Source organism: Aliihoeflea sp. 2WW (genome assembly GCF_000497755.1).
GTDB lineage: Bacteria > Pseudomonadota > Alphaproteobacteria > Rhizobiales > Rhizobiaceae > Aliihoeflea.
Map to the genome: position 1 here is coordinate 227269 of NZ_AYOD01000001.1, position 14959 is coordinate 242227.

The 14959-nt window shown below is 64.8% G+C and carries 18 protein-coding genes; 13 read left to right on the forward strand and 5 right to left on the reverse strand.

The annotated features are described in order from the left end of the window. Positions 1–7: 7 nt before the first annotated feature. The gene (locus tag ALII_RS0101135; RefSeq protein WP_024585504.1) at positions 8–1297 is read right to left on the reverse strand and encodes a dihydroorotase; all 1290 of its coding nucleotides are present in this window, start codon (positions 1295–1297) and stop codon (positions 8–10) included. Beyond that, positions 1294–2241, reverse strand: coding sequence for an aspartate carbamoyltransferase catalytic subunit (locus tag ALII_RS0101140; protein WP_024585505.1), 948 nt, complete (start codon positions 2239–2241; stop codon positions 1294–1296). The genes ALII_RS0101135 and ALII_RS0101140 overlap by 4 nt, the downstream gene beginning before the upstream one ends. A 157-nt stretch (positions 2242–2398) precedes the next feature. Here ALII_RS0101140 and ALII_RS0101145 point away from each other — a divergent pair, with 157 nt between their 5' ends. Beyond that, positions 2399–4027: an acyl-CoA dehydrogenase family protein gene (locus ALII_RS0101145; protein ID WP_024585506.1), complete on the forward strand. Its 1629-nt coding sequence runs from the start codon at positions 2399–2401 to the stop codon at positions 4025–4027. Here ALII_RS0101145 and ALII_RS0101150 read toward each other — a convergent pair. Further along, positions 4009–4947 carry an AEC family transporter gene (locus ALII_RS0101150; protein ID WP_024585507.1) on the reverse strand — a complete coding sequence of 313 codons (939 nt, stop codon included), beginning with the start codon at positions 4945–4947 and terminating at the stop codon, positions 4009–4011. The genes ALII_RS0101145 and ALII_RS0101150 overlap by 19 nt on opposite strands. Positions 4948–5108: 161 nt before the next feature. Here ALII_RS0101150 and ALII_RS0101155 point away from each other — a divergent pair, with 161 nt between their 5' ends. Next, positions 5109–5618: a hypothetical protein gene (locus tag ALII_RS0101155; RefSeq protein ID WP_152529494.1), complete on the forward strand. Its 510-nt coding sequence runs from the start codon at positions 5109–5111 to the stop codon at positions 5616–5618. Beyond that, positions 5615–5947 (forward strand): DUF6105 family protein, encoded by a 333-nt coding sequence (locus ALII_RS0101160; protein ID WP_024585509.1) that lies wholly within the window; start codon positions 5615–5617, stop codon positions 5945–5947. The genes ALII_RS0101155 and ALII_RS0101160 overlap by 4 nt, the downstream gene beginning before the upstream one ends. Here the strand turns inward: ALII_RS0101160 and ruvX are convergent. Then, the gene (gene ruvX / locus ALII_RS0101165; RefSeq protein ID WP_024585510.1) at positions 5862–6368 is read right to left on the reverse strand and encodes a Holliday junction resolvase RuvX; all 507 of its coding nucleotides are present in this window, start codon (positions 6366–6368) and stop codon (positions 5862–5864) included. The two genes, ALII_RS0101160 and ruvX, sit on opposite strands and share 86 nt — an antisense overlap. 72 nt (positions 6369–6440) lie before the next feature. Between ruvX and ALII_RS0101170 the strand changes: the two genes are divergently transcribed. The 5 genes from ALII_RS0101170 (at position 6441) to ALII_RS0101190 (ending at position 10281) form a co-directional block, all read left to right on the forward strand. After that, positions 6441–7148, forward strand: a complete 708-nt coding sequence (locus tag ALII_RS0101170) for a metal-dependent hydrolase (protein ID WP_024585511.1) — start codon at positions 6441–6443, stop codon at positions 7146–7148. Positions 7149–7238: 90 nt separating this feature from the next. Next, positions 7239–7526 (forward strand): Asp-tRNA(Asn)/Glu-tRNA(Gln) amidotransferase subunit GatC, encoded by a 288-nt coding sequence (gatC, locus tag ALII_RS0101175; RefSeq protein ID WP_024585512.1) that lies wholly within the window; start codon positions 7239–7241, stop codon positions 7524–7526. 1 nt (position 7527) lies between these two features. Beyond that, a complete protein-coding gene (locus tag ALII_RS0101180; RefSeq protein ID WP_024585513.1) occupies positions 7528–7998 on the forward strand; it encodes a GNAT family N-acetyltransferase in 471 nt (156 codons plus the stop codon). After that, a complete protein-coding gene (gene gatA, locus ALII_RS0101185; protein ID WP_024585514.1) occupies positions 7995–9476 on the forward strand; it encodes an Asp-tRNA(Asn)/Glu-tRNA(Gln) amidotransferase subunit GatA in 1482 nt (493 codons plus the stop codon). The genes ALII_RS0101180 and gatA overlap by 4 nt, the downstream gene beginning before the upstream one ends. A gap of 16 nt (positions 9477–9492) precedes the next feature. Continuing rightward, positions 9493–10281 (forward strand): YdcF family protein, encoded by a 789-nt coding sequence (locus ALII_RS0101190; protein ID WP_024585515.1) that lies wholly within the window; start codon positions 9493–9495, stop codon positions 10279–10281. Here ALII_RS0101190 and ALII_RS0101195 read toward each other — a convergent pair. Beyond that, positions 10278–10976 (reverse strand): DUF599 family protein, encoded by a 699-nt coding sequence (locus ALII_RS0101195; protein ID WP_152529495.1) that lies wholly within the window; start codon positions 10974–10976, stop codon positions 10278–10280. The two genes, ALII_RS0101190 and ALII_RS0101195, sit on opposite strands and share 4 nt — an antisense overlap. 274 nt (positions 10977–11250) lie before the next feature. Here ALII_RS0101195 and ALII_RS23215 point away from each other — a divergent pair, with 274 nt between their 5' ends. The 5 genes from ALII_RS23215 to ALII_RS0101225 all read left to right on the forward strand — a co-directional run bounded on the left by ALII_RS23215 (position 11251) and on the right by ALII_RS0101225 (position 14922). Then, entirely contained in the window at positions 11251–11385 is a 135-nt protein-coding gene (locus tag ALII_RS23215) for a hypothetical protein (protein ID WP_280113748.1), read from the forward strand. Between the two features lie 165 nt (positions 11386–11550). Next, a complete protein-coding gene (locus ALII_RS0101210) occupies positions 11551–12951 on the forward strand; it encodes an L-serine ammonia-lyase (protein WP_024585517.1) in 1401 nt (466 codons plus the stop codon). Between the two features lie 68 nt (positions 12952–13019). Continuing rightward, positions 13020–13454, forward strand: a complete 435-nt coding sequence (locus tag ALII_RS0101215) for a DUF1489 family protein (protein ID WP_024585518.1) — start codon at positions 13020–13022, stop codon at positions 13452–13454. Between the two features lie 47 nt (positions 13455–13501). Beyond that, positions 13502–14239, forward strand: coding sequence for a hypothetical protein (locus tag ALII_RS0101220; protein ID WP_024585519.1), 738 nt, complete (start codon positions 13502–13504; stop codon positions 14237–14239). Then, the gene (locus ALII_RS0101225) at positions 14236–14922 is read left to right on the forward strand and encodes a DnaJ domain-containing protein (protein WP_024585520.1); all 687 of its coding nucleotides are present in this window, start codon (positions 14236–14238) and stop codon (positions 14920–14922) included. The genes ALII_RS0101220 and ALII_RS0101225 overlap by 4 nt, the downstream gene beginning before the upstream one ends. Positions 14923–14959 lie beyond the last annotated feature (37 nt).

Here is a 14959-nt window from a genome sequence, read left to right on the forward strand (position 1 = left end):
TCGGTGGTCATTGTTGCGCGAAGACCGTGCGGCCTGCAACCAGCGTGCGCATCACGCGGCCCTGCAATCTCGCGCCTTCGAAGGACGTGTTCTTCGACAGCGAAACGATATCGGCCTCGCTGACGACCCAGGGCGCGTCGAGATCGACGATTGCGATGTCCGCAGAAGCGCCCGGCTTGAGCGTGCCCGCGTCCAGCCCGAAGCGCTTTGCCGGGCTCGTGGAAAGCGCCTCGATGAGCCGCATCAGTCCGACATCCCCATTGTGGTGAAGGCGAAGCGCGACGGCCAGAAGCGTTTCCAGACCGATCGCCCCGCTCGCAGCCTCTGCGAACGGCAGGCGCTTGGTGTCGACGTCCTGCGGGTCGTGCCCGGAGGTGACGATGTCGATCGTTCCGGCGCGCAATGCCTCGATCATCGCCAGGCGGTCGTCTTCCGCCCGCAAGGGCGGCGCCAGCCTGAAGAAGGTGCGATACTCGCCGATGTCGTTCTCGTTCAGCGCCAGATTGTTGATCGAGACGCCGGCAGTCACGTTCGCCCCGTCCGCCTTGGCGCGGCGAATGGCATCGGCCGACATTGCGGCGGATATCTTGGCGGCGTGGTAGGCGCCTCTCGTCAGTCTAGCCAGAAGCAGGTCGCGTTCGAGCGGGATCAGTTCGGCCTCGCGCGGAATACCGGGCAGGCCGAGCCAGCTTGCGAACAGGCCCTCGTTCATCACCCCCTGCGACGCGAGATCGCGATCCTGCGTCCGGTGCGCGATGACCGCGCCGAAATCGCGCGCATAGGTCAGCGCGCGCCGCATCACGAGCGAGCTCGAGATCGTCCTGCGGCCTTCGGTGAAGAACGCCGCGCCGGCCTGCGACAGGAGGCCGATCTCGGTCATCTCCTCGCCGAGAAGGCCCTTGGTGATCGCGCCGGTCGGGATGACGTTGACGATGGCTGTGTCGCGTGCCGTTCGCCGTACGAATTCGACGAGGGCGACGTCGTCGATCACCGGGTCGGTGTCGGGCATCATGGTCAGCGTCGTGACGCCGCCGGCCGCTGCCGCAGCGCTCGCCGATGCGATCGTCTCGCGATGTTCCGCGCCGGGCTCGCCGATATGGACGGAGGTGTCGACCAGTCCCGGCATGATGGTCAGCCCGGTGCAGTCGACGATCTCGGCGCCATCGGGCGTGCCCTGGTTCAGCGCCGATGCGCCGGCTTCCGCGATTCGTCCATCGACGACAACGACAGTGCCAACTTCGTCCAGTCCGCGCGACGGATCGACAATGCGGCCGCCTTTCAGAACAACTGGCTTCATGATGGCGCCCCCTCGAGCAACGCTTCCATGACGGCCATGCGAACCGCGACGCCCATCTCCACCTGCTCCTGGATCACGCTTTGAGGACCGTCGGCGATGGCCGATGCGATCTCGACGCCGCGGTTCATCGGACCGGGATGCATCACGAGCGCCTCGGGCTTGGCCCTCGACAGCTTGGCGGCGTCGAGACCGTGAAAGCGGAAATACTCGCGCACCGACGGCACGAACGCGCCGGCCATGCGCTCGCGCTGGAGCCGCAGCATCATGACTACATCGGCGTCCGCGACCGCATCCTCGAGCCGCGAGAAGGTTTCGACGCCCATCTGGCCGATGCCCGACGGCAGGAGCGTCGATGGCGCGGCGACCTTCACGCGCGCGCCCAGCGCGTTGAGGAGGACGATGTTGGACCGCGCGACGCGGCTGTGCAGAACGTCGCCGCAGATCGCAACGGTCAATCCGGCGATGCGGCCCTTGGCGCGGCGGATCGTCAGCGCGTCGAGAAGCGCCTGCGTCGGATGTTCGTGCGCGCCGTCGCCGGCGTTGACGACCGAACAGCCGACCTTTTGCGCCAGAAGCGCGGCCGCGCCTGCCGAACCGTGGCGGATGATCAGGATGTCCGGCCGCATGGCGTTGAGCGTCATCGCCGTGTCGATCAGCGTCTCGCCCTTCTTCACCGAAGAACTTGCGACCGACATGTTCATCACGTCCGCGCCGAGCCGCTTGCCTGCGAGTTCGAAGGAGGCTTGCGTGCGCGTCGAGGCCTCGAAAAAAAGATTGATCTGCGTGCGCCCGCGCAACGTCGCGCGCTTCTTGTCGGCCCCGCGCGAGATCGCGACGGCGGCCTCCGCGCGGTCGAGCAGGTTTTCGATATCAAGCGGCGACAGGCCCTTGATGCCGAGAAGATGGCGGTGCGGGTAGGGCGGAAAGGTCGCTGGCGATGTCATGACGATCACGGCCTATAGGCAAGACCCGCCCTTGGGGCAAGCCGGTGTTGCCCCCGACAAATTTCCTCCCCGGGATTTTCATCGCGGGTCCGCCCATGCTTTGATCGCGCAAATGCTCCGCGAGCGGCGGAATTGAGATGATGCGGAAGGACGAGACGTGAACCACGAGGTGACGAACCAGACCCCGCCGATCGCGGGAACGAATGCGTGGCGTTCCGACCCGCTCCTGATGCAGCTTGGCGAAGGCTTTTCCGAAGTCGCGCGCAAGGACCTCGATCTGCTTGGCAAGTTCGCGCGCAACCCCGAGGCACTGGATCTGGCCCGGCTGGCGAACAGCGAGGCCCCCAAATTGAGGACGCATGACCGGCAGGGACGCCGGCTCGATCAGGTCGAGTTCCACCCGGCCTATCACGCGCTCATGCGCCGCTCGATCTCGCTCGGCATTCATTCGTCCATCTGGGAGAACAACGAATCCGAAAAAGGCCACCGCCACCAGATTCGCGCCGCGCGCTTCTACATGACGGCCGGGCTCGAATGCGGTCATCTTTGCCCCATCACCATGACCAGCGCCTCGCTCGCGGCGCTGATGGCGAGCCCGAAGCTCTTTCGCGAATGGGCCCCGCGCGTGACCACCCGCAAATACGACCAGGCGTCGAAGCCGCCGGTCGAAAAGTCCGGCCTGACCATCGGCATGGGGATGACCGAGAAGCAGGGTGGTACGGACGTCCGCGCCAACACGACCAGGGCCGAGCGCGTCGGCAACGGTTTTTATCGCCTGACCGGCCACAAATGGTTCATGTCGGCGCCGATGAGCGACGCGTTTCTGGTGCTCGGCCAAGCGCCGGAAGGGCTGTCGTGCTTCCTCGTACCGCGCATTCTTTCGGACGGCTCGGCGAACGGGCTTCATTTCCAGCGCCTGAAGGACAAGCTCGGCAACCGCTCCAACGCCTCGTCCGAGGTCGAGATCGACGGCGCGATCGGCGAGATGGTGGGAGAGCCGGGCGGCGGCGTGCGCACCATCATGGACATGGTCACGCTGACCCGCCTCGACTGCGCGCTCGGCAATGCCGGGATCATGCGGGCGGGACTTGCCGAGGCGGTTCATCATACCCGCCACCGGCAGGTCTTCGGCTCCGCGCTGATCGACCAGCCGCTGATGAGCCGGGTTCTGGCCGACATGGCGCTCGACGTCGCGGCCGCGACCGCGCTTTCGCTGCGCCTTGCCCGCGCCTTCGACGAGGCGGCGAACGACCGTACCGAAGCGGCCTTCGCCCGCGCCATGACGCCGGTCGTCAAATACTGGACCTGCAAGATCGCGCCGGCGCTGATTTATGAAGCGATGGAATGCCTTGGCGGCAATGGCTATGTCGAGGAAGCCCCGCTCGCCCGGCATTATCGCGAGGTGCCGGTCAATGCGATCTGGGAGGGGTCGGGCAATGTCATGGCGCTCGACGTCCTGCGCGTCCTCAAGCGAGGTCGCGGACCGTTCGAAGAGGTTCTGGGCTGGATCGAGCGGGAACTCGGTGCCAGCGGCCCCGGCACGACGCAGGTTCTTCGCGCCGCGATGGACGTCGCCGTGGAAGACGAGGGCTCGGCGCGCATCCTGACCGAGCAACTGGCGCTCGCCGCCGCCGCCGCCGAACTCAAGCGTCTTGGGGCCGGGCAGATCGCCGACGCCTTCGCCGAAACCCGCCTCGGCGGCCAGTGGCGCACGACCTACGGCATGCTCGGCGCGCGCTACGACGCGCGGATGATCGTCGATTCGCTCTACCCCGAAGTCAACTGAGCGGTGAGTGCCAGGACGGCGGGGATCGAGAAGAAGGAGAGGGCGGTCTGCAAGGTGGTGACGGCGGCGTAAAGCTCCGCATCGCCGCCCAGTTGCTTGGCCAGCAGATAGCCGTTCATCGCCGTCGGCACCGCGGCGCAGAGCGCCAGATACTGGAGCTGCGTGCCATCCAGTCCGAGGCTCCAGGCCAAGGAAATCAGGATGATCGGGAAGACGGCGAGCTTGAGGAAGACCGGCAGCCAGAGCGGGAAACGCAGCGAGGCGATGTCGGCGATGCGCAGTCCCGCGCCGATGGTGATGAGGCCCATTCCGAGCGCCGCATTGGCGACGAGGATAAGTGTCTCGTTGATCGGATCGTAGATCCGGAACGGCGCAAAACGCATCAGAATGGCGAATAATGCCGCCAGAATCAGCGGATTCAAAGCCATAGTGCGCCCGATCCGGGCCCAATTCGCGCTGGAATCGGCGAATTTCGTGACGACGAAAACCGAGAACACGTTGATGGGGATAATGATGACCGCCATCACCAGAGCGACCACGGCGCTGCCGGCCGGCGGAAACATTTTCTGCGCGATAGCCAGCGCGATAAAGCCGTTCCAGCGCATCGCCGTCTGGAACACAGACGAATATTCCGTCGCCGCCACCAGCCCCGTTCGTTTCAGGACCGGCCAGAGAAGGCCGAGCAGGGTTGCCATGATAAGGATGGACAGAACCAGAGCGACGAGCATCGCATCGAGCCGCAACCCGCCGAAATCGGCATTGTAGATCGTGATGAAGAGAAGAGCCGGATAGAGGAACCAGTAGGCGATCTGTTCGAGGCCCGGCCAGACCTTCTGGTCGATGATCGGCAGCCGCTTCAGGATGATCCCGAGAACGACGAGCAGGAAGATCGGCAGCGTGCTTTCGAAGATGGCGAGCATTTTCCGGGGATTTCTTTCGCGGCGGGAGATGTCTCGCTTAAGAGCCATGGTCCGCGATGTAAACCGTGCCGGCCGGATCGGCCGTTAACCTTAACAAAAGGTTTCGATTGCCGGTAACCAGTGCGAGGTCCAGTTTCCCTGATGGTTAAGAAAGGGATTCCATGCCACGCGCTTTGACCATCATCATCGCCTTCCACTGGGCGGCGCTGCTTTGCCTTTCGGGCGCGCGGAGCGTCGCGGCGCCGGGCACGGCTGCGCTGGGCGACGTGATCGCGACCGGGGCGGTCGCAGCGATCCATTTCATGGCCGCGCTCGCCTTCTTCTGGGCGATGGTTTCCGTTCTGATCGATTCCGACAATGAAGAGGCCGGGCAGGGCGACGTTGCGCGGATTGCCGTCGCGGTCGGGCTTCTGGCGACGACGGCGGGCGCGATCGGGCCGGCTTTGGCCGGCGACATCGCGATTCTCCAGCTTTGCGCGCTCCAGTTCGCGGGGCTGCTTGTCAGCCATCTGATCATGCAGGCCGAGCGCGGGGCGACCCGCAAGCCGGTCGGCGCCAACGACAACAGCCGCGCCGCGGCGCGCCTTCTGGCGATGCTGGCCGCGACGGATGCCAAGATCAACCGCATGACCCGGCAGGGCGCAGGCACGCCGGGAGATTTCTGGCGATGAAATACATCCTGATCTTCTGGGGCCTGCCGATGGGCTTCTTCTGGGGCTGGTACTTCCTTTCCTACAACGACATGCATTTCGGCTATCTGATGCTGAGCCGCCTGCTGCACGACCACGTCTTCGAGGTCTACGGGCAGATATTGGGCGTCGATCCGGCCTCGATCATGCCGCTCGTCATCCGCGCGTGCATCGTCGACACGGTGCTGATCTTCGCGATCTTCGCCTTCCGGCGCAGGCAGCAGATCAGGAGTTGGGCGCTTCGTCGCTATGAGCGTCATCTGGCTCGGGCAGAAGCGTCTGCAGCCGGTCGAGAACGCCCTGCAGGATGAAGGACGCGGCGGCCGAATCGATGCGCTCGCCGCGCTTCTTGCGTGATACGTCCATTTCCAGAAGCGCGCGTTCGGCCGCGACCGTCGACAGGCGCTCGTCCCAAAAGACGAAGGGCAGCTTCGTCACCCGCGCCATGTTGCGCACGAAGGCCTTGGTCGCCTGCGCGCGCGGGCCTTCCGAACCGTCCATGTTGATCGGCCAGCCGATCGCGACCGCCGCCACCTGATCCTTCTCCAGCAGCGCAAGCAGGGCTGCAGCATCCTGCGTGAACTTGGTGCGCATGATGACGGGGCGGGGGTGGGCGAAGGAATGGTGGCGATCCGAAACCGCGACGCCAATCGTCTTGGTGCCGAGGTCGAGCCCCGCGATGGGCCTGCCGTTCGAGACGGCGAGCAATTGTTCCAGATCGATGAGGTTCATGGTTCGACCACTTTGACTTCGATTGTCTCCGTCCTATCCTTCCGCGCAATCCAATCAAAGAGAGGACGGGACATGAAACTCACATGGTACGGACATTCGGCATTCAGGATCGAGGCGGGCGATGCCAAAATCCTGATCGATCCCTTCCTGACCGGCAATTCGTCATGGGGGAAGGGCTGGGAGGAAGCGGCCGAAGGCGTGACCCATGTGCTGCTCACCCATGGCCATAACGACCATCTCGGCGACACGCTGCCGATCCTCAAGAAGACCGGCGCGATGCTGGTCTCGAATTTCGAGATCTACGAATATCTCGTCAGCCAGGGCGCCGACCCCAACAAGGTCAATCCGGGCAATCACGGCGGCACGGTTGATTGCGGCGGGTTCACCACGACCTTCGTCAACGCGATCCATTCCTCGTCCTTCAGCAAGGAGGGTGGCGGCAACGTCTATCTCGGCAACCCGAACGGGCTCGTCCTGCACTTCGCCAATGGTGAATCGGTCTACCACATGGGCGACACCGACATTTTCGGCGACATGGCGCTGATCAACGAACTGCACCAGCCGAAGATCGGCCTCGTGCCGATCGGCGACCGGTTCACGATGGGCGGCGCGGTGGCCGCGATGGCCTGTCAGCGCTTCTTCGACTTCGAGACCATCGTTCCCTGCCACTACGGAACGTTTCCGATCATCGATCAGAACGCCGATAAGTTCGTCGAGGGGATGAAGGGGACGAAGGCGAAGGTGCTGGTTCCGAAGATCGGCGAGGCGACCGAAATCTAGACACGGCGGCGAGTTCATATTGCACCCATAAGCCCGCGCCTTTATAGCGCGGGCTTCACGTTCTTTTCTGCCCTTTGCCGCGGAGCAAGCATGTCCGTCGATCTCGCCACCGTCTGCCGCGTCGCGCATCTTGCGCGCATTGCCGTCACCGATCAGGAAGCCGAGCGGATGACGGGCGAACTCAACGCAATCCTCGGCTTCGTCGAACAACTCGGCGAAGTCGACGTTTCCGGCGTCGAGCCGATGACCTCGGTCACGCCGATGGAGATGAAGAAGCGTGTCGACGCCGTCACCGATGGCGGCAAGGCCGAGGACGTCGTCGCCAACGCGCCGGCGACCGACGAGAACTTCTTTCTCGTGCCGAAGGTGATCGAATAGGATGTCGGTCACGATCGCACAGGAAACGCCGCTGCAGGACGACGTGCGGCAGATGGTGGCGGAACTCAACGCCACCATGCAGCCGCTGACGCCGCCCGAATTTCAGTTCCAGTTGACCGTGGAGCAGATGGCGACGCCGGGCGTGACCGTGTTCGTCGCGCGCGACGAGGCCGGCCGCGCGATCGGCATGGCTTCGCTGAAGGCGCATGATGGGACGCTGGGCGAGGTCAAGCGCATGTACACGCTGCCTTCCGTGCGCGGCCAGCGCGTCGGTTCGCGGCTTCTTGCTCGCGTCGAGGACGAAGCCCGCGCGCTCGGGCTCGCGCGTCTGGTGCTCGAAACCGGCGAGGCGCCTGGGTTCGAGGAAGCCTGGCGCGTCTATGAGCGCGGCGGCTACGTGGTCTGCGGCGCCGTCCTCGACTATCCCGATTCCGGCTTTTCCCGTTTCTACGAAAAGAAGCTTACCCCATGACCGATTTGACCCGCCTGACGATTGCCGAGGCGCGCGCCAAGCTGCGCGCGAAGGAATTCACCTCGGCTGAACTGACGGATGCCTATCTTGGCGCGATCGACGCCGCCAATGGCGAGCTCAACGCCTATGTGAAGGTGACGCCGGACAAAGCGCGCGAGATGGCCAAGCGCTCGGACGCGAAGCTGGCCGCCGGGCAAGGCGGTGACCTCGAAGGCATCCCGCTCGGCATCAAGGACCTCTTCGGCACCGAAGGCGTCCACACGCAGGCGGCGAGCCATATCCTCGACGGCTTCGAGCCGCGCTATGAATCGACCGTGACGGCCAATCTTTGGGCGGACGGTGCGGTCATGCTCGGCAAGCTGAACATGGACGAATTCGCCATGGGCTCGTCCAACGAGACCAGCCATTACGGTCCCGTGAAGAACCCGTGGCGGGCGCAGAACTCCAATCTCGACCTCGTGCCCGGCGGCTCCTCAGGCGGCTCGGCTTCGGCGGTCTCGGCCTGGCTTTGCGCCGGCGCGACGGCGACGGACACGGGCGGCTCGATCCGCCAGCCCGCGGCGTTCACCGGCACGGTCGGCATCAAGCCGACCTATGGGCGCTGCTCGCGATGGGGCGTCGTCGCCTTTGCCTCCTCGCTCGACCAGGCCGGGCCAATCACCCGCGACGTGCGCGACGCGGCGATCATGCTGAAATCCATGGCGTCGGTCGACGAGAAGGACACCACCTCCGTCAACATCCCGGTGCCGGATTACGAGGCCGCGATCGGCCAGTCGATCAAGGGGATGCGGATCGGTATTCCCAAAGAGTATCGCGTCGAAGGCATGCCGCAGGAGATCGAGACGCTCTGGCAAAAGGGCATCGCCTGGTTGAAGGACGCCGGCGCGGAGATCGTCGACATCTCTCTGCCGCACACGAAGTACGCTCTGCCGGCCTACTACATCGTCGCGCCGGCGGAAGCTTCGTCCAATCTCGCGCGCTATGACGGGGTTCGCTACGGGCTGCGTGTGCCGGGCAAGGACATTGCCGACATGTATGAGCAGACCCGCGCCGCCGGTTTCGGCCGCGAGGTGAAACGGCGCATCATGATCGGCACCTATGTGCTCTCTGCCGGCTATTACGACGCCTATTATTTGCAGGCGCAGAAGGTGCGCACGCTGATCAAGAAGGATTTCGAGGACGTTTTCGCGGCCGGAATCGACACGATCCTGACGCCGGCGACGCCCTCCGCAGCCTTCGGCATCGCCGACGAGGACATGGCCGCCGACCCGGTGAAGATGTACCTCAACGACATCTTCACCGTCACCGTTAACATGGCGGGCCTGCCGGGCATCGCGGTGCCGGCGGGGCTGGATGCGAAGGGGCTTCCGCTCGGGCTGCAGCTTATCGGCCGGCCGTTCGAGGAGGAGACGCTGTTCCGCACCGCGCATGTGATCGAGCAGGCGGCCGGACGGTTCGAGCCGGCGAAGTGGTGGTAGGTCAGGGCGCCGGCCGGTGTTCTTCTACCTTTCCAAGATATTCTGGCTGTTCGCTCACCCTCTCAACCTGACGGGCATCCTGCTTTTCGTCGGGCTGGTTCTGCTGTTCCTGCAATGGACCCGGCTGGCCGGGGCGGCGTTTTCGGTCGCCTTCCTCGTCGTGGCGCTGTCGACCTGGACATCGCTCGGCGCGTTGATGCTGCATCCGCTGGAGGATCGTTTCGCGCGGCCCGAGCCTGTGCCCGAGCGCATCGAAGGGATCATCGTCCTGGGCGGCGGGTTCGAGGGTTCGGTCAATCTGGCGCGTGGCGGGTATGAGCTGAATTCGAGCGGCGACCGGTTCGTCGAGACGGCGGTTCTGGCGCGGCGGTATCCGCAGGTGCCGGTCGTGGTGTCGGGCGGAACCGGAACGATGGTGCTCGAGGGCGAGGGCGATGCGGACACCGCACCGCGGCTCCTGACCGCGCTCGGCATCGACGAAGGCCGGCTGGTGCTGGAAAACCGTTCGCGCAACACCGACGAGAATGCGCGGTTTTCGCGCGACATGGTGAACCCGCGGCCGGGTCAGACTTGGCTGCTCGTCACGTCTGCCTTCCACATGCCGCGCTCGGTGCTGCTGTTTCAGAAGGCGGGGTTCGAGGTCGTGCCGTGGCCGGCCGATTATCGCACGGCGGGCATCGAGACGGCGGGTCTGGCTCAGGATAACGAGATCGACAGCCTGCAGAATACCGCCATCGCCATTCGCGAATGGATCGGCCTCGTCGCCTATCGCCTGACGGGGCGCACCGACAGGCTGCTGCCCTAGGCGTCGAGGACGGCGGCGCGGGCGGCGGAGAAGAACTGCCGGCGCACCAGAACGAAGAGCGTGAAGGTGGTGGTCGCCAGGAAGAACCACGGACCGATGAACCAGCCGAGATAGCCGAGCGCGAAGAAGATCGCGCGCAGGCCGGCGTTGAAGTGCTTCCCGCCGAGCTGGTTCATCCGCGCGGCGCGCATGACGGCGCGCTCGGTCGCGGCGTCCTCGATGCCGTCCTTCACGATCGGCACCGCGCCGATCAGGATCGAGCAATAGTTGAAGAGCCGATAGGCCCAGCCGAACTTGAAGAAGGCATAGGCGAGGATGCCCGTCAGGCCGAAGACCTTTGCCTCGAAGACGGGGCGGGCGATGTCGTCGTTCGTCGGCAGGTCGCCGAGGACCGCGATGACCTGATCGGTCGAGCCCAGAAGCGCGAAGCAGCCGCCGAGCGCCAGCAGTGAGCTGGACGCGAAGAAAGCCGTGCCCTGCTGGAGGCCCATCATGATGCCGGTGTCGATCATCCGCAGGTCGCGCCGGGCCATGGTGCGCATCCATGTCTCGCGCTGTCGGTTCATGAGCGAGGTGAGCGTGGGGCGCGAAAAGAGCCGGCCCTGCGTCGCCTGCGCGAACACGATCCAGCCAATCAGAAAGTAGGCCAGCGCCACGAGGTCGAGTGGATCGAGGAGGAGGGAGTCGGGGATCATTCGATGAGCCTAGCCGATTTCGCCGGACATGCGAGCGTCATCCTTTCGCCTGATGCGTTACGAATTCGCAAATATCGCGTTACAGCTAACCCGATGATTTGTCTCAAATTGTTCGAAACAAAATGAGAAGCCTGAAATCCATGCCTTGAATTCGCCTTCTTTCAGCATTGCAAGGCGGCACGAATACGTCTACCCAGAAGCCTGCTTGAGCAGGGGACGCGATCCGCGTTTTTCGGGGGCGATGGCAAACAAAGATCTCAATAACGGGAATTCCATGGACGATAGCGTTCAGAAATCCTGCTGGGGCGTAACCGCCAAGGCAGTGATCGGCTTTGCAGGCATCATTCTCCTGGCCTGGCTGGTCGGGGGTGCAGGCGCGGAAGGCGTGGCGACGATCGCCGCTCGCTAGTTCGCGAAGCAGGCCGCGGGCTTGCACTGAAATTCGAGAGGCTGCGGAACGCGTTCCGCGGCCTTTTTCTTTGCCATGTCGCAACCGGATCAGCGAAGGTCGGGCAGTGCCTTGCGCTGTCCGCGCGGCTGGCGAAGAGTGCGCCGACACCTCCTGGAGAACCCGATGTTCCTGTCCGTCTTCGACCTCTTCAAGATCGGCATCGGCCCGTCGAGTTCGCACACGATGGGGCCGATGTCGGCGGCCGGGCGGTTTCTCGACGAGATATTGAGTGGCGACTGGCCGAAGCCGCAGGGCGCGGTGGTGTCCCGGCTTTCGGTCAGCCTGCACGGCTCGCTCGCCTTTACCGGCGTCGGGCACGGGACGGACCGGGCGGTGATCCTCGGACTGACCGGGGCGTTGCCGCAGACGGTCGACCCGGACAGGATGGATGCGGCGGTGGCCGAGGTGAGCGAGGCGAAGCGCGTGACGCCGCCCGGTCATCCGAGCTACCGGTTCGATCCTGCGAGTGATCTCGTGCTCGATCGAAAACAGCCGCTGCCTGGGCATGCGAACGGCATGGCTTTCAGCGCCTACGATTCCGATGATCGGCTGCTCCTGAAACGGATCTACTATTCGATCGGCGGCGGGTTCGTGGTTTCGGAGGAGGAGTTGCAGCGGCTGGCGGCGAAGGGGCCGGAGGGGAAGGCGGGCGAGGTGCCGCATCCGTTCCGCAATGCGCGCGAGATGCTGGCCATGGCGGAAGCTTCCGGCCGGTCGATCGCGGAGATGAAACGAGCGAACGAGGAGACGCGGCAATCGCGCGCCGAACTCGATGCCGGGCTCGACGCGATCTGGGACGCGATGCGCGGCTGCATCGAGCGGGGCTTGAGCCAGGACGGGATCATGCCGGGCGGGCTGAAGGTGCGCCGGCGCGCGCGGCACCTCCACGACACGCTGCAGGAACAGTGGCGGCAGAACCGGCCGAACCCGCTGCTCGCAAACGACTGGCTGTCGGTCTACGCGATGGCCGTGAACGAGGAGAACGCGGCAGGCGGGCGCGTCGTGACGGCGCCGACCAATGGCGCGGCGGGCGTGGTGCCGGCGGTGATGCGCTACTGGCTGCATTTCCACCCGGAGGCCGACCAGAATGGTATTCGCGATTTCCTGCTGACGGCGGCAGCGGTCGGCGGGATCATCAAGCACAATGCATCGATCTCCGGTGCCGAGGTCGGCTGCCAGGGCGAAGTGGGCTCGGCATCGGCTATGGCGGCCGCGGGGCTTTGCGCCGTCATGGGCGGCTCGCCCGAGCAGGTGGAGAATGCGGCCGAGATCGCGCTCGAACATCATCTCGGCATGACGTGCGATCCGATTGCGGGGCTCGTGCAGGTGCCGTGCATCGAACGAAATGCGCTGGGCGCGGTGAAGGCGGTGACGGCCGCTTCGCTTGCGATCAAGGGTGACGGCAAGCATTTCGTGCCGCTCGACGCGGCGATCGAGACCATGCGCCAGACCGGGCTCGACATGAACGACAAGTACAAGGAAACGAGCCTTGGTGGACTCGCGGTGAATGTCGTCGAGTGCTGAGGTCGCTTTCTGTGGACATCAAGCGATCGTGCCTTTGAGTTGCCGGAAGCCCGCGCCTATCTAGAGCCATGGCACTTCACATCCTCAAGCTCTGCGTCGGCTGCGACTCGATCGAGGACCTGCAATCATGGATCGATGAGCGGGCGGCGCGGATGCGCGCTGCCGGGCAGGCGGTCGAACATTTCCACACGACGCGAATGGTGCCGAAGCGCGTTGAGGAACTGCTCGACAGCGGATCGCTCTACTGGGTGATCAAGGGCGGCGTGCAGTGCCGACAGAAGCTGATCGACGTCAGGCCGTTCACCGATGGCGACGGGATCGGCCGCTGCCATCTGGTGCTCGACCATGAACTCACGCCGACGGTCTGGCAGCCTCGACGGCCCTTCCAGGGCTGGCGCTATTTGCGGACGGACGACGCCCCGCACGATGTCGGCGGCGGATCGGACATGCGCGAAATGCCGGCGCAGCTCCGCCGCGAACTCGCCGATCTCGGGCTTCTGTGATCGCACGTCATCTTGCCTTGGGCGGGCCGGCACCTCATTTTCATGACATGAGTGAAAAGACGCCCGCCAAACCGACGACGCTGCCGACCGAGACGCAGCGCAGCGACCCGAATGCGGTCGCATCCTTCCTGAAGCAGGCGCGCGCATTGGGCGCGGGACGTGTCGCCGGCGCGAGCAAGGGCCGCCTGATCCTGGCGCTCGACGCGACCATGAGCCGGCAGCCGACCTGGGACCTCGCCTGTGCGCTGCAGGCCGAGATGTTCGATGCGGTCGGAAAGACGGGGAGGCTTGAAGTCCAACTCGTCTACTTCCGCGGATTTGGCGAGTGCCGATCGTCGAAATTCGTCTCCGATACGGGCAAGCTCAAGGACCTGATGGTGAAGATCGACTGCCGGGGCGGACACACGCAGATCGGCAAGGTGCTCTCGCATGCGCTCACCGAGACCGAGGCGCAGAAGGTCAACGCGCTCGTCTATATCGGTGATGCGATGGAGGAAGAGGTCGACGACCTGGCGGAGAAGGCCGGACGGCTCGGGCTCAAGGGCGTTCCGGTATTCCTGTTTCAGGAGGGTCACGATCCATCTGCCGAGCGCGCTTTCAAGGAGATCGCACGGCTGACGCGAGGCGCCTGGTTCCGGTTCGACCGCAACGCGGCATCGACGCTGGCGGAGCTGCTTTCGGCGATCGCGATCTACGCCACAGGCGGCTATCCTGCGCTCGAGGCGAGGGGACGTGGTGCGGATCGCCTGCTTATCGAGAACATGCGCGGCAGAAGCGGATCATGATCTACGTCATTTCGGGTGGCGCGCTCGCGCTGTTTCTCATGTTCGTTCTTCTGCGCGCCGACGCCTCGAGGATCGCCTCGAGTTTGCGGCTGATCGGTCCGCTTGCGCTCGGCATCGTCGGCGTGGGGCTCATTCTCATTGGTCGTGCCGGCCTTGGCGGCATGGCGCTTTCGAGCGCGCTGGCCTGGTATGGCGCCGGGCGGATGCGTCGCCGCGCCAGCCCGACGCCGGGAAAGCGATCCCATGTCCGGACCGCTGCCTTGGAGATGGAACTCGACCACGATACCGGCGAACTGGACGGGGTGGTGCTGGCGGGCCGGTTCGACGGCAAGCCGCTCGGCGATCTCAGCGAACTCGAACTCTACGAGCTCCTCGCCGAACTGGCGGACGACGGCGAGAGCCGGCAGCTACTTGAGACGTATCTTGACGGCCGGCTTCCCCTCTGGCGCGATCACGCGCAGGCGGATGTCGGCGGCGGGGAAACTCGCCCGCCAGCTTCTGGCCCCATGAGCAAGCAGGAGGCCTACCAGGTCCTTGGTCTTGAAGCGGGCGCTAGCGCGGCGGATATCCGCAAGGCGCATCGGCGCCTGATGCAGCGGCTGCATCCGGACCTCGGAGGAAGCTCCTTCCTGGCTGCGCGGATCAATGAAGCCAAGGACGTTCTGTTGTCCGGTCACGGCTGATTCTCCTTCGACACGAAACACTCCCGGAGAACGGGAA

What these genes read in the sequence shown, in the direction of transcription:
- ALII_RS0101135 (WP_024585504.1), bottom strand. Translation starts at nt 1,297, where the DNA reads ATGAAGCCAGTTGTTCTGAAAGGCGGCCGCATTGTCGATCCGTCGCGC.
- ALII_RS0101140 (WP_024585505.1), bottom strand. Translation starts at nt 2,241, where the DNA reads ATGACATCGCCAGCGACCTTTCCGCCCTACCCGCACCGCCATCTTCTC.
- ALII_RS0101150 (WP_024585507.1), bottom strand. Translation starts at nt 4,947, where the DNA reads ATGCTCGCCATCTTCGAAAGCACGCTGCCGATCTTCCTGCTCGTCGTT.
- ALII_RS0101155 (WP_152529494.1), top strand. Translation starts at nt 5,109, where the DNA reads ATGCCACGCGCTTTGACCATCATCATCGCCTTCCACTGGGCGGCGCTG.
- ALII_RS0101160 (WP_024585509.1), top strand. Translation starts at nt 5,615, where the DNA reads ATGAAATACATCCTGATCTTCTGGGGCCTGCCGATGGGCTTCTTCTGG.
- ruvX (WP_024585510.1), bottom strand. Translation starts at nt 6,368, where the DNA reads ATGAACCTCATCGATCTGGAACAATTGCTCGCCGTCTCGAACGGCAGG.
- ALII_RS0101170 (WP_024585511.1), top strand. Translation starts at nt 6,441, where the DNA reads ATGAAACTCACATGGTACGGACATTCGGCATTCAGGATCGAGGCGGGC.
- gatC (WP_024585512.1), top strand. Translation starts at nt 7,239, where the DNA reads ATGTCCGTCGATCTCGCCACCGTCTGCCGCGTCGCGCATCTTGCGCGC.
- ALII_RS0101180 (WP_024585513.1), top strand. Translation starts at nt 7,528, where the DNA reads ATGTCGGTCACGATCGCACAGGAAACGCCGCTGCAGGACGACGTGCGG.
- gatA (WP_024585514.1), top strand. Translation starts at nt 7,995, where the DNA reads ATGACCGATTTGACCCGCCTGACGATTGCCGAGGCGCGCGCCAAGCTG.
- ALII_RS0101195 (WP_152529495.1), bottom strand. Translation starts at nt 10,976, where the DNA reads ATGATCCCCGACTCCCTCCTCCTCGATCCACTCGACCTCGTGGCGCTG.
- ALII_RS23215 (WP_280113748.1), top strand. Translation starts at nt 11,251, where the DNA reads ATGGACGATAGCGTTCAGAAATCCTGCTGGGGCGTAACCGCCAAGGCA.
- ALII_RS0101210 (WP_024585517.1), top strand. Translation starts at nt 11,551, where the DNA reads ATGTTCCTGTCCGTCTTCGACCTCTTCAAGATCGGCATCGGCCCGTCG.
- ALII_RS0101215 (WP_024585518.1), top strand. Translation starts at nt 13,020, where the DNA reads ATGGCACTTCACATCCTCAAGCTCTGCGTCGGCTGCGACTCGATCGAG.
- ALII_RS0101220 (WP_024585519.1), top strand. Translation starts at nt 13,502, where the DNA reads ATGAGTGAAAAGACGCCCGCCAAACCGACGACGCTGCCGACCGAGACG.
- ALII_RS0101225 (WP_024585520.1), top strand. Translation starts at nt 14,236, where the DNA reads ATGATCTACGTCATTTCGGGTGGCGCGCTCGCGCTGTTTCTCATGTTC.